Origin of the sequence: Pseudoalteromonas sp. T1lg76 (assembly GCF_002964725.1) — a bacterium.
Taxonomy (GTDB): Bacteria; Pseudomonadota; Gammaproteobacteria; order Enterobacterales; family Alteromonadaceae; genus Pseudoalteromonas.
Map to the genome: position 1 here is coordinate 153,656 of NZ_PQCE01000012.1, position 13,763 is coordinate 167,418.

At 48.5% G+C, this 13,763-nt stretch carries 10 protein-coding genes and 1 pseudogene; 7 read left to right on the top strand and 4 right to left on the bottom strand.

Annotated features, from left to right (window positions below; all coding sequences use genetic code 11):
• Positions 1-20 precede the first annotated feature (20 nt).
• The 5 genes from C2M35_RS05730 to C2M35_RS05755 all read left to right on the top strand — a co-directional run bounded on the left by C2M35_RS05730 (position 21) and on the right by C2M35_RS05755 (position 4,514).
• Positions 21-725, top strand: coding sequence for a 1-acylglycerol-3-phosphate O-acyltransferase (locus C2M35_RS05730; protein WP_105199766.1), 705 nt, complete (start codon positions 21-23; stop codon positions 723-725).
• On the top strand, positions 726-1,061 hold the full coding sequence (gene rraB / locus C2M35_RS05735) for a ribonuclease E inhibitor RraB (RefSeq protein ID WP_105213260.1): 336 nt from the start codon (positions 726-728) through the stop codon (positions 1,059-1,061).
• An 822-nt stretch (positions 1,062-1,883) separates the two neighbouring features.
• Positions 1,884-3,143 carry an outer membrane protein transport protein gene (locus C2M35_RS05745; protein WP_105264809.1) on the top strand — a complete coding sequence of 420 codons (1,260 nt, stop codon included), beginning with the start codon at positions 1,884-1,886 and terminating at the stop codon, positions 3,141-3,143.
• Between the two features lie 137 nt (positions 3,144-3,280).
• Positions 3,281-3,601: a hypothetical protein gene (locus C2M35_RS05750; RefSeq protein ID WP_105199632.1), complete on the top strand. Its 321-nt coding sequence runs from the start codon at positions 3,281-3,283 to the stop codon at positions 3,599-3,601.
• 115 nt (positions 3,602-3,716) lie between these two features.
• Positions 3,717-4,514 (top strand): hypothetical protein, encoded by a 798-nt coding sequence (locus tag C2M35_RS05755; protein ID WP_158677922.1) that lies wholly within the window; start codon positions 3,717-3,719, stop codon positions 4,512-4,514.
• Between the two features lie 24 nt (positions 4,515-4,538).
• On the opposite strand, the gene C2M35_RS05760 is transcribed toward C2M35_RS05755, so the two are convergent.
• The 4 genes and pseudogenes from C2M35_RS05760 to pepA form a co-directional block, all read right to left on the bottom strand.
• Positions 4,539-5,867 carry a mechanosensitive ion channel family protein gene (locus C2M35_RS05760; protein WP_105264815.1) on the bottom strand — a complete coding sequence of 443 codons (1,329 nt, stop codon included), beginning with the start codon at positions 5,865-5,867 and terminating at the stop codon, positions 4,539-4,541.
• 205 nt (positions 5,868-6,072) lie between these two features.
• On the bottom strand, positions 6,073-8,919 hold the full coding sequence (locus C2M35_RS05765) for a valine--tRNA ligase (RefSeq protein ID WP_105264810.1): 2,847 nt from the start codon (positions 8,917-8,919) through the stop codon (positions 6,073-6,075).
• A 23-nt stretch (positions 8,920-8,942) separates the two neighbouring features.
• A complete protein-coding gene (locus tag C2M35_RS05770; protein ID WP_105199768.1) occupies positions 8,943-9,377 on the bottom strand; it encodes a DNA polymerase III subunit chi in 435 nt (144 codons plus the stop codon).
• Positions 9,378-9,493: 116 nt separating this feature from the next.
• Positions 9,494-11,007, bottom strand: a pseudogene (pepA, locus tag C2M35_RS05775) (leucyl aminopeptidase).
• Between the two features lie 247 nt (positions 11,008-11,254).
• Here pepA and lptF point away from each other — a divergent pair.
• Positions 11,255-12,367, top strand: a complete 1,113-nt coding sequence (gene lptF, locus C2M35_RS05780) for an LPS export ABC transporter permease LptF (RefSeq protein WP_105213256.1) — start codon at positions 11,255-11,257, stop codon at positions 12,365-12,367.
• Complete coding sequence (lptG, locus tag C2M35_RS05785) at positions 12,364-13,428, top strand: LPS export ABC transporter permease LptG (protein WP_105199636.1); 1,065 nt, start codon at positions 12,364-12,366, stop codon at positions 13,426-13,428. The genes lptF and lptG overlap by 4 nt, the downstream gene beginning before the upstream one ends.
• Positions 13,429-13,763: the final 335 nt, after the last annotated feature.

Below are 13,763 nucleotides of genomic sequence, written 5' to 3' on the forward strand. Positions count from 1 at the left end.
CTCGAAAGTTGGAGTTAATTGTGCTGGCATTGTTACGCTTGTTGGTGATTGCGGTATTTATTCCTTGTAGTTTTATTGCAGGTTTTTTGTTGTGCCTGGTGCGTCCGTTTCATGGTGATAACGTGCGGGTAATAGGTAGTTGGTATGCGTCGATGTCACGTATATTTGGCGTTAAACTAGTGATCGAAAAAGACGAGTCAATCATCAGTGGCGAGCCGGCTGTGTATATCGCCAACCATCAAAATAACTATGATATTTTCTTCTTGCCGGGGGCTTTGCAGCGCAATACGGTAAGCCTGGGTAAAAAGAGCCTCAAGTGGATCCCCTTCTTTGGTCAGCTGTACTGGCTCTCGGGCAATATCCTTATCGACCGTGGTAACCGTAAAAAAGCCATGGCGACCATTACCAAGACTACGGAAAAGCTTAAAAAGGGCGGTTTGTCTCTGTGGATGTTTCCCGAAGGCACACGCAGCTATGGTCGTGGCCTGCTGCCCTTTAAAACTGGCGCTTTTCATACCGCCGCCAATGCCAATATTCCTGTGATCCCCGTGGTGATGAGTGATACCCATAAATGTATTAAGTTAAACCGCTGGGATAATGGTACTATCTACATCAAAATGTTAGCACCACAGCTGTTAGACGCATCCATGAGTGTTCGCCAATATGCCGATCACTTCCATGAGGTGATGAACGAAACGCTGACACAATTAAACGAGAGAAACTAAATGGAAAACTGGCGCGAAATAAGCGAAGAAATTGTTGAGTCTCTACTTGAAGACGGCTCCAACCCTGAACTCCTGTATGAAGTTGAGCACCACTTTGTGTGTGAAGACTTTGCCGCGCTGGAGAATGCCGCCTTGGCCGCCTTTAAACTGGGTTATGATGTAGAAGAGCCGGCTGAGCTGGAACTTGAAGAAGGCGGTACCATTTGGGGCTTTGATGTAGTGGTTGAGTGTGAACTTAACACAGATGCTATCATGGAAGACGTGGATAAGCTGGCGGCCATCGCCGAGCAAAACCAGGTCGAATACGATGGCTGGGGCACCTACTTCCAAGAGTAAAGGTGGTTTAGCCACTTTTCTCTATTGTAGGTCGGCCTTTAGGCCGACAAAGGAATAAAATTGGTTAAATTTGTCGACGCAGAGCATCGACCTACAGCCGACAAAAGGGCACATCATCTCTCCTTGTCGGCGCAGAGCCTCACCTACACGCCGACAAAAGATAAACCCGCGCCACATTGTCGACGCAAAGCATCGACCTACAAGGCTATAGCCTCTCCTATAACATCAGCCGATGTCCTTGTGCCAATTCTTTTCTATATACTTCAGAAGTCCTTGGCGTATAAATGGCCTTAACTTGGGCTTTTATCCGCGCACTCAGTCGAGTTTTCAGCTTAACCCTAAGCCAGGCGCCAGCTAAGCAACAGGCGACCAGAGAAAACCACAACAGAGATCCTAAGTGGCTATGTAGAGCCAGGACACAACACCCTAAACTAGCTAGCTGACTCAGCATGGCTAGCAGCCAATACCTGCCTATGGGGTTATCGCTTTGTCCGTGGAGCGTGCAAGCACAATAACTGGCGCATAAAAAGGCATAGACGCCGATGGTGCATAATAAAAAGGCCGCGCCGATAAGGGCAATAACGTAAGGCATAGTCAGCTCGGGAAATTGATCATGGCATCAGTGTAACCCCTTGGTTTATTTAGTCAATACAAATGAGAATTGTTATCAAGTGGTATTTGCGAGGACATACCAGTGTTAATTTGGTTGCAAAAATGCTCAATTACGCACCTAAATTACGCGTTGTTAACTATAATTAACAGATTTTTATCATTGAATAATGTACTGTGTGCCGGTTAAATAAATAACAATGAGAATGAAGTATGCAATTTAAAAAGACCCTTTTAGCGGCATCATTGGCGCTATTATCAACTGAATCTTTTGCCGCTGCCTTCCAGTTGGCAGAGCAGAATGTATCAGGCCTGGGCCGTGCCTACGCCGGTGAAGCGGCGGTTGCAGATGACGCTTCTGTGGTTGCTCGCAACCCAGCGCTTATGTCGCAGTTCGATAAGGCGCAGCTAAGCATTGCCGCCATGTATGTAAAGCCGGACGTAAGCCTTGAAGGTGAAAGCACCAACAATGGCCTTGACGCCGATGTACTTGATGACAGCAGTATCGCTCCAAGCGCAGTGATCCCGGCGGGCTACTTTACTATGCCGCTGAACGAGAAGGTTAGCCTGGGCTTTGGCGTATTCTCAAACTTCGGCCTGTCTACCGAGTTTGCTGACGATTATGCCGCCGGTCAAATTGCCGGTGAAACCGAAATCGTGACCATTAACACCAATGTATCAGTTGCTTATCAGCTTGATGAGGCCTGGACCCTGGCCCTGGGCGTCAACCATATTTATGCCGATGCTAAGGTTAAGCGTACCTTGGGTGCTAACCCACTTGGTGCCCCTGCCAGCCTTGAAGCGGCGCACCTTGAGGGTGACGACACCGGCTTTGGTTGGAACCTGGGCGTGGCTTACAGCCTGGATGAAAATAATCGTTTAGGTTTCCACTACCGTAGCGAAACCGACCTGACCTTTGACGGTGAATACCGCAACTCGCTTCCTGCCGCCTTTGGTGGTCTTGAGGGCCGCGAGCTGCCAGGTTCTCTTGAGCTAACTCTGCCTGCGATCGCCGAGTTCTCTGGCTCACATCAGTTGAACAAGGAATACGGCCTGCACTACAGCCTAGTATGGACCGGCTGGAGCAGCTTCGACAAGCTGGAAGCCTTTGTACCAGGCATTGATCAGCCTGTGTTTGCTAAGCAGGAAGACTTCTCCGATTCAATTCGTGTTTCTGTAGGTGGCGATTACCAGCTAAATGAGCAGTGGAAATTGCGTGCCGGTTTAGCCTTTGACGAGTCACCTGTATCACAACAGCATCTGTCAATTTCTATCCCGGATACCGATCGCTTCTGGTTCTCATTCGGCGCCGAGTGGCAGCTGGATGAAGCCTCAAGTGTGGATTTGGGCGCCAGCATTATCCGTGGTAAGAAACAGGACTTTGTTGAGAGCGATTCGCTTGGTCAGCAATGGGGCTTTGAATCCGAAGGTAATGCCTACCTATTCGGTGCTCAGTACAACTACAGCTTCTAAGCCTTGTTGAAACTCTGATACGAAAAGCCAAGCATTTGCTTGGCTTTTTTTATGGGAGCCGTTCTTCTGGCTTGACGCTTCATGGTCTGTTCATTAAACATTGTTAGGCTAACAAAAAAAATAAAAGGGATATTGGTATGAAGACCTACTTATGTGTTGCCGTAATCGGCCTTAGCCTAGTGACGGGAATGGCGAACGCCAAAGAACATCATGACAAGGGTAAAGGCAAAGGCTCTCTACCACCTGGTCTGCAAAAGAAAGTCGATAACGGCGGCTCATTGCCTCCGGGTTGGCACAAAAAATATCGCCAGGGTGACATTCTTGATTATGATATTTATCGCCGTGGTCGAGTGATCGATACCCATGGCCATGATGGTGTTATTTCAATTGAAGTGGATAACCGCATTATTCGCTTAATTAAAAATACTCGAGAAATTGTTTCAATCCTAGGTCACTAAGACTTTAGATGGGATAACAAGAACGCGAGCTTAGGCTCGCGTTTTTTTGTGCCGATACAAAAAGTTAATGCCATGGGGAAATGTACTGCGATTTAATGTAGATTGTTGTGGGGATGTGTTAGAACAATTCAATTTCCGCATAATTAAATGTAAGAATAAAAAATCCAGTCAAGAAGATAAAAGGGAAGGCTCATTTTTGAGCTTTATTAGGGAAATAAAAATGATAAAAAATGTAGTTATTTTAGCCTTGGTGTTAGCTTTATTTGGCGCTTATGTTCTGGGCCAGAGGTCATCAGAGCCTGCATTATTAGAAAGCCCCAGCACAGCTATTGATATCAAAAATGAGCAATCAAAATCCAGCGTCTTAACGGATAATACGCAAGCTGACTCAACTGTCGAAACTCATCATAAAGAAACTGCACAGAGTCATAAGCCTGCGGATATAAAAAAAGAATTATGTGATGAATTATCGCCTGAAAATCAATGCATTCTGATTCCAGGTCTAGATATTCAAGAGCATATTTTCGATAAAAATACAGGTAATGCTAAGGCGCAACAAATATCCTGGGTTTTGAGAGCAAATGATTTCCCTACTTTTTTGGAGAAACTATCTCTAAATAAAAACAAACCAGAAAGTTACATCGCAGAACAAAAGCTCAATGAGAGCCTCTACAGCAACCAAGCAAATTATCCAGGTATCAACAGCAGTGACATTGCATGCAGTGATTCAATATGTGCTTTTAGTGTCACCTACTCGGAAGATGAATCTTGGAATGGATTCAGCAAAGATTTCTTCTCCGCAGATAACTCTTTGATCGGAAATTTATTTATTCAACAATTGATGCAAGAAAACGGTCAATATGAAAGCCGCGTTATGTTTTTACCTGGAAACACCCAAGGAGTGATAAGGTAAAATTAAGTTCTCACAGCACGTACTTTATTTCGGCGTTGTATTTCTTATCGACGGCGCGTTGTTGTCGAGTATGCGCACTTCTCTTTGTGGGAATGGGATCTCGATATTGTGCTCTCGCAGTGTTTCAAAAACGATCAGCAGCAGATCGCCACCGACACGGTTTTTGCCGTCATCTATGCCGAACATCCAGAACTCGACGAACATATTCACACCAAAATCTCCGAATGAGTCGATTTCACAATCGGGACGCTCTTCAAAGGGGATATCCTCGCCGCTGATAACCTGAGGGTGCTCGGCAACGGCTTCTTTGATTATCTCGCACATGGCCCGGATATCGGTTTTATAGGCGACGCTAAAATCAATGCGGTAGCGCTGCTTGGGGTCCTTGTGGGTCCAGTTGGTCATCAGGGAATTGATAAACTTTTCATTGGGTACCAGTATGTCTTTACCGTCATAGGTCTCCAACACCGTATAACGCATGCGAAACTCGCGTACAAATCCCTTGCTGCCGTCTTCTAGTTCTATAAAGTCGCCTATGGTTAATGAGCGATCCACTAGGATAATAATGCCGGAAATGAAATTTGAGGCAATCGTTTGCAGGCCCAACCCCAGGCCCACACCCAAGGCGCCCCCGAATACCGCAAGTGCCGTAAGGTTGATACCCATAATGTTGAGCAGCAGCAGAAAACCAACACAGAAGAGGGCGACTTCAAACACCTTGGTGAAGACTTCCTTGGTGGTGACATCCAACTTTTTTTGATTACGGATCAGCTTCTTGCCCGTCATTCTAAAGGCCTTGCCGAGCCAAAACAGGATCACGCCAAACACCAATACCCGGCCTATGCCATAAAAAGACACCTCAACATTACCTACTGTGATGGCGATTGTTTCCAGCACGGCGATAATATGCGGGAGTATCCCTACCAGATGCAGGAACACCAGGGGGAGCACCACCCAGCGCATAAAGGCGGCAATATGTTCGCCGTCTACCACGGCGCGAATAACAGTGTTTAAAAACAGCAGCACGGCGATAATTAACACCGCATTGATTAACCAGGTATCAATCTCATATTGCTCCCCTAGGAGTAAGGACAGCGTTAGAAATGAAATGGCGAGCATGGGAAAGACCACCGCCAGTAGTTTATTAACTACAAATTCCAATGCATGGCTTGGGCTTGCCGAGGGTTCTTTTACGGGCGTGACCTTTCTACGGAGCTTGGCGGCGATGAGAAAGGAGCACAAATAGATGGTTAGAACTATAGATAACTGGATCAGGAAACCCGTGCTGGTGAGCGCGTCCTGTGCGACAACAAAATACTCATTCATTGTCTGAGTCAGGGGCTCGGTCGTCATGTTCAAGATGTTCGCAGTATCTTTTGTTGCCGCCATATTTATTTTACTTTATCAATCAATGCACTTTGATAGTAACTATACGCCAATAATTCAGCTCTAAAATGACAAACCGTAAAAATAAAAAACAAGAAGCGAAATAGCTTTTTCTTCGCCCATAAAAAAACGCGAGCTGGGCTCGCGTTTTTCGGCTTAACCAAAAGGCCAATTACAGGCTTTCGATTTTCGCTTTTTGCTCAAGCAGTTTGGCTTTTGCTTCACTGTACTCGGCCAGTTTCGACTTTTCTTTGTCCAGTACCGCTTCAGGCGCGTTGCTGACGAATTTCTCGTTCGCTAGCTTCTTCTCAACCTGTTCCAGGCCTTTTTGTGCCTTCTCAAGTTGCTTGGCGATACGGGCAAGCTCGGCGTCAACATCAATCAGACCCGCCATAGGGATCATGATCTCAAGTTGGCCAACAAGTGCCGTGGCACAGGCTGGAGCTTCATCGGCGCTTGCAAGTACGGTTACTTCTTCAAGCTTCGCCAGCGAGCTTAGGAAGGTACGGTTTTCTTCCAGACGACGGGTGTCTTCGCTACCGGCATTGGCCAATAATACATTCAGTGGCTTGCTTGGGCTGATGTCCATTTCACCGCGGATGTTACGAATGGCAACGATGAATTGCTTCAGCCACTCCAGGTCGGCCATGGCCGTTGCATCTACCTTGCTTTCATCAAACTGCGGGAAGGCTTGCAGCATGATGGTATTGGCTTCCATACCCGCGATTGGCGCTACACGCTTCCAGATGGTTTCTGTGATGTAAGGCATCAATGGGTGCATCAGGCGCAGCAGGCCTTCAAGTACGGTGATCAGCGTATGACGCGTACCACGTTGCTGTACTTCGTTACCCTTGAATAATACCGGCTTGGTAAGTTCTAAGTACCAGTCACAGAACTGGTTCCAAGTGAACTCATAGATGGTATTGGCAGCCAGGTCAAAACGATAGTTATCCAGATGCTCGGTGAAGGTTTTCACCGTTTGCTGGAACTGACCCTGGATCCAACGATCCGCCAGCGAGTATTCGCGCTCAGCATCGTTAAAGCCACAATCCTGCTCTTCGGTATTCATCAGCACGTAACGGCTGGCGTTCCAAAGCTTGTTACAGAAGTTACGGTAACCCTCAAGACGGTTCATGTCCCAGTTGATATCACGGCCGGTTGAAGCCATGGCCGCCAGAGTGAAGCGCAGCGCATCCGTACCGTGCGGCTCAATGCCATCGGCGAATGTCTTACGGGTGTTTTCCTCAATCTTCTGTGCCAGCTGCGGCTGCATCATGTTGCCGGTACGCTTGGTAACCAGGCTTTCAAGATCGATACCGTCGATCATGTCTAACGGGTCAAGCACGTTACCTTTTGATTTTGACATCTTGTCGCCGTTCTCATCACGGATAAGACCGGTCACGTAAACTGTTTTAAATGGCACTTGCGCTTTACCGTTTTCGTCTTTGATGAAGTGCATGGTCATCATGATCATACGCGCAACCCAGAAGAAGATGATGTCGAAGCCGGTAACCAGGACATTAGACGGATGGAATACTTTTAGATCTTCAAGGTTATTCGGCCAGCCCAGTGTCGAGAAGGTCCATAGCGCCGATGAGAACCAGGTATCAAGTACGTCATCGTCTTGAGTCAGTGTTACGTCACTGCTCAAGTTGTTGTCGCGGCGCACTTCGGCTTCATCGCGGCCAACATAGACGTTACCTTCGTTGTCATACCATGCCGGGATACGGTGACCCCACCAAAGCTGACGTGAGATACACCAGTCTTGAATATCGCGCATCCAGGCGAAGTACATGTTCTCGTATTGCTTAGGAACGAATTGGATATCGCCGTCTTCAACCGCTTTGATCGCAGGCTCAGCAAGAGGCGCAACGCGCACATACCATTGGTCTGTAAGCAGTGGCTCGATGATCACGCCCGAGCGGTCACCGTAAGGTACGGTCAGGCTGTGGTCGTCGATTTTTTCAAGCAGACCGGCTTGCTCAAACTCTTCAACAACCTTGGTGCGGGCATCGAAACGGTCAAGGCCGTGGAAACGCTCTGGAAGAGGTGCATCCAGCTCAAGAGGCTTGCCGTCGAAGGTGAAGGTTTCACCTTCGCTAAGAATCGCCGCATCCTTGTCGAATACGTTGATCATAGGCAACTGATGACGCTTGCCCACTTCGTTATCGTTGAAGTCGTGTGCCGGGGTGATTTTTACACAGCCCGTGCCTTTTTCCATATCGGCGTGCTCGTCGGCAACGATAGGAATGCGACGGTTGACGATAGGAAGCAGAATTTCTTTACCGATAAGGTCCTGGTAGCGCTCGTCATCCGGGTTTACTGCAACACCTGTGTCGCCCAGCATGGTTTCAGGACGGGTTGTTGCAACAACGATATAGTCTTTACCATCTTGGGTTTTAACGCCATCCGCCAGCGGGTAGCGCAGGTTCCACATATGGCCTTGCTTGTCTTTGTTCTCTACTTCTAGGTCAGAGATGGCGGTGTGTAGTTTCGGGTCCCAGTTAACCAGGCGCTTACCACGGTAGATCAGGTCGTCCTTGTACAGGCGAACGAAAACTTCTTTAACCGCTTCCGACAGACCGTCGTCCATGGTGAAACGCTCACGGTCCCAATCAACAGAGGCGCCAAGGCGACGCAGTTGCTTGGTGATGGTGCCACCTGATTGCTCTTTCCATTCCCAGATCTTGTCGATAAAGGCGTCACGGCCCAGGTCATGGCGAGTTTTACCTTCTTCCGCGGCCAGCTTGCGCTCTACAACCATTTGCGTGGCTATACCGGCATGGTCGGTACCTACCTGCCATAGGGTGTTGTTGCCCTGCATGCGCTTAAAGCGAATAAGGGTATCCATGATGGTGTCTTGGAACGCGTGGCCCATATGCAGGCTACCTGTGACGTTCGGTGGTGGGATCATGATTGAGTATGCATCGCCTTCGCCACTTGGTTTGAAGTAGCCGTTTTCTTCCCACTCTTGATAGAGGGATTGTTCAATATCTTGCGGATTGTAGGTTTTATCCATTGCCCAGGACCTTTAAATTCTATCTAAACTTTTTGTGTGCTTAGCTGCGCGCCAATATCGCGAAGCTGCTTGTATTTTGCTCGTGCCATTTGTTTGCGTCGCTCATCGGCGGGCACAAAATCTAAAATGGTGTCGAAGCGGCGTATAAAATCGGGCACCGTGGAGGCTAAATTAATTAGCACAGTGCGCTTGGCAACCGGCGGTGTTTGTCCAATTTCTACGGCGGCGCCGCCACGAGAGCCTTCGCCTTGAAGGTTGTGGGGCACAAAACTATCGGCGTCAAACGCCCATAAATGTTGGTCGATAAGGTGCGCATCGTCACGGTTATCAACAAAAATAAATACCCTTTTGCCCTGGCGGTATTGCTCCGCTGCGAGGCGGGCACCAAGATCAAAATGAGCCGGCACGTCATGGTCCGGCTCATCGGTATTTTCTAGCAGGTAAAATAACGCGTGCATTGCGTCCTCTACGCGGCTCGTTAATGCGCCAATTTTGCCACAATCGGCAGTTTGCATCAATGAATAAGCCCCTATAAAAGGGGCTTAACAGTACTAAGGCTGATTAATCGGGAAGATTAATCTTGCGGGTTTTCTGAAACGCCAGCGCGATTAATCAAATACTGGGTCAGCATAGGCACAGGACGACCGGTTGCGCCCTTGTTTTTGCCGCCACTACGCCAGGCCGTACCGGCGATATCCAGGTGCGCCCAGTTGTATTTCTTGGTGAATTTAGACAAGAAACACGCCGCCGTGATGGTACCGGCTGCACGACCACCCAGGTTGGTGAAATCGGCAAATGGGCTGTCCAGCTGCTCGTGGTAATCATCCCACAATGGCAACTGCCAAGCGCGGTCGCCACTTTGCTCACCGGCTTTAAGCAGGTCATGGGCCAGCGGGTTGTGGTTTGACAGCATACCGGTAGCATGGGCACCTAAGGCGATAATACAAGCGCCTGTTAGGGTGGCAACGTCGATAACAGTGTCTGGGTCGAAGGCTTCAACATAGGTCAGCGCGTCACACAGTACCAAACGGCCTTCCGCGTCTGTGTTAAGTACTTCAACGGTTTGCCCCGACATAGTAGTAAGAATGTCACCCGGGCGATAGGCATTGCTGCCCGGCATGTTTTCACAGCCGGCTAATACGCCGATCACATTAATGGGTAGATTCATCTCGGCGATAGAGCGCATGGTGCCGATAACACCGGCGGCGCCGCCCATGTCGTTTTCATTTCATCCATGCCTTCGCCCGGCTTGATAGAAATACCGCCCGAGTCGAAGGTCAGGCCCTTACCCACAAGTACGATAGGTGCTGCATCTTCAACACCACCGTTGTAGTGGATCACCGACATCACCGACTCATTGGCGCTGCCACGACCAACGGCCAGGTATGAGTGCATGCCCAGCTCTTCCATCTCTTTTTCGCCAACCAGGTTCACAGTGACTTTGTCGAATTCCGTTTCCAGTGCTTTGGCTTGCTCACCCAAATAACGCGGGTTACAGATGTTTGGCGGCATGTTGGCCACGTCTTTACACAGCTTAGCACCGGAAGCGATGGCCAGACCATGTTCGATGGCGCTTTCGCCTATGGTCAACTCGCGACGAGTTGGCACGTTGAAGACGATTTTACGTAGCGGTCGACGCGGGTCGCTCTTTTTGCTTTTTAATTCGTTGAAGGTGTACAGGCAATCCTGGGTAGTTTCTACTGCCTGGCGCACTTTCCAATAGGTATCGCGGCCCTTAACATGCTGCTCGGTTAAGAAACAAACGGCTTCCATCGCCCCGGTTTCGTTCAGGGTGTTGATGGTTTTGGAGATGATTTGTTTGTATTGTTTGTCATCAAGTTCGCGTTCTTTACCACAGCCAACCAGAAGTACGCGCTCACTTAAAACGTTAGGTACATGGTGTAGTAGCAGGGTTTGGCCTGGCTTGCCTTCAAGGTCGCCGCGACGCAAAAGATTCGAAATATAGCCTTCGCTGATCTGGTCCAGCTGCTCACCTATGGGTGATAATCGGCGTGGTTCATAAACACCCACCACGATACAGGCACTGCGCTGTTTCTCTGGACTTCCACTCTTTACGCTAAATTCCATTGTGACTCCTAATTAGAGGAATAATCGGTACTTCTGGCGTGTTGTTCAGCAACAGGCCGAGTAAGTACTTATAATATGCCAGTGAACTATTTACGTTTTACTCAATCCACTAAACTAAAGTGTAGACAATTACATGCCTTAGGTAGGATATTTGATCCGCTTGACATATAATAAAGTGACTAAAATAACTAGTTTACTCAAATTTTCCCACTATGCCAGTGAAACACGACGTTTTTAGGGGCGCACATTGCTGATTTTTAGATACTTAACCGCAGAAGTTTTGAAGTCGCAGGTGGCTGTTTTTGTTACCCTCATGACGATATTCGTGAGTCAAAAATTCGTTGTCATTTTAGGCGATGCCTCTGAGGGTAGTATTCCAGCAAAACTGGTGCTTTCTGTGGTTGCCTTAAAGTTGCCGCAACTGGCTTCCTTGATTCTCCCTCTAAGTATATTCCTAGGTATTATTCTCGCTTATAGCCGAGTGTATGCCGACAGCGAAATGACGGTTTTAAAGGCCTGTGGCGTCAGCGAATGGTATGTGGTGCGGGTGACCTTAATCTCCAGTACCGTGCTGGCCATCTTAGCCGGGGCCATGACCCTTTATCTGGCGCCCTGGGCCAGTGAAAAAGAGTATCAGTTGAAAGAGCGAGCCGAGGCTGAAGCCGGTTTGTCTGCTTTACGTGCCGGGCGCTTCCAGGAAACCGGTAACGAAAAAGCCGTGGTTTTTATCCATAACATAGATAACGGTGGTCGGGTGCTTAATCGCGTTTTTGTGGCCCAGTTGCTGCGCGGTGAAGATGTGCAAAAATCCTTGATCGTTTACGCCGATATGGGTCAGGTAGAAGAGCATGAAAATGGCGAACAGCAGCTTATCTTAAGCCAAGGCCAACGGGTGGAATTAAAAGATCAGGGGCTTGATTTACAACGCACCGAATTTGACAGTTATCAGGTGCAAATTCGCGACCAGGCCATAGAGCATAAGCGACGTAAGCTGGAAGCCGTGCCCACCTCTGAATTATTAAAACAAGATAGCAATGAGGCTGTGTCGCAATTCCAATGGCGCTTGGCCATTCCCTTATCTATTCCATTGCTGACCTTAATTGCGGTGCCGCTCAGTGTGGTTAATCCACGCCAGGGGAAGTTTGCCAAGTTGGTGCCCGCCATCGCCTTATATCTGGGTTACTTTATCTTGCTTAATGCCGCCAAGTTTGCCCTTGAAGACGGCAAGATCCCGGTCTCCGCAGGATTATGGTGGGTGCATTTAAGTGCTTTATTTATAGGTGCATTTTTGATTATTAAAGGACGCCCCCTGGGTGCCTGGCTGCGCGCCAGCTTTAAGCGCAGAGGTGCCACAGCATGAAAACATTAGACTGGTATCTAGGGCGCAGCATATTACAAACCACAGGGTTTGCCTTGCTGGTCTTGGTGGGTATTAGCACCCTGATCAAGTTTATCGAACAATTGAAGTCGGTGGGGCGGGGCAGTTATGACATCATAGACGCCATGCTCTACACCCTGTACAGCATCCCCGGTGATGTGGTGGTTTTCTTCCCCATGGCGGCACTGATCGGCGGCTTGACGGGTTTAGGTGCACTTGCATCTAACAGCGAATTGGTGGTGATGCAGGCCGCCGGTATGTCGCGTCTGCAAGTAATTGGTTCGGTAATGAAAACTGCCATAGTGATGGCCCTACTTATGATGGCCATGGCCGAGTGGGGCGTGCCCAAGGCGGAGCAAACCGCTAAGCAGCTGCGTTCACAAGCCATATTCGGGGGGGAAGTTTTCAGCGCCCAACAAGGGGTCTGGGCCAAAGATGGCGATGTCTTTATAAATATTGAGGACGTTGATCAACAAGGCCAGCTAAACGGCATTCGCATGTATCATTTTGATAAGGAACTGCAATTGCAGCAGGTAACCTTTGCGGCCAATGGTTTCAGCCGTGACGGCGGTTGGATGCTGCGTGATGTAAGAACCCTGCATATGTCGGAGCAGCAAATTAGCGAGCAGTCTCAGGACGAATACTTTTATGCCTCGCAGCTAACTTCAGAGAAGCTGGGCGTGGTGTCGGTGAAGCCGGAAACCCTGTCTTTTACCGGCCTTTGGTCTTATTTGCAGTACCTCAAGCAAAATGATCAGGATACCAGCACCTATGAACTCGCCCTGTGGCGCAAGATCATGCAACCGGTGGCGCTTGGGGTGATGTTACTGGTGGCACTGTCGTTTATCTTTGGGCCGCTGCGTACCGTGACCATGGGCGCGCGCATCGTTATGGGGGTGATCACGGGTATCGTGTTCCACCTCACCGACCGCATTTTTGGGCCGATAGTATCTGTTTATCAGATCCCAGCCTTTATCGGTGCGGTACTGCCGAGCCTGCTGTTTATCATTTTTGCCAGTTATCTACTCAAACGCCGCAATTAAAGCTACTGCGCTCACAATTACGGTGTTAAAAATGGTCTCAATGTCCTCATTTACTCTATGTAAACTGCGGCATTTTGACCATTTTTGCCTTGTACTTGCCGCGCTCGTCACGCTCGTCACGCTTAATTATTTTGGCTGATTCTGCCTAAACGCATCCTGCTCTTTGTTGCTCGCTGTTTATACCAATTCTGTTAAGTATGTGATCAGATATAGCGCTGGATAAATGAGATGATCACAAGGCGGAATTTTTCTTATGTAGTTATTCTACATAGAAAAATTCCAACACAGTGAGCATGATATTTAGCCCGCTAGAATGATTAGCTATTTAAGTGAAT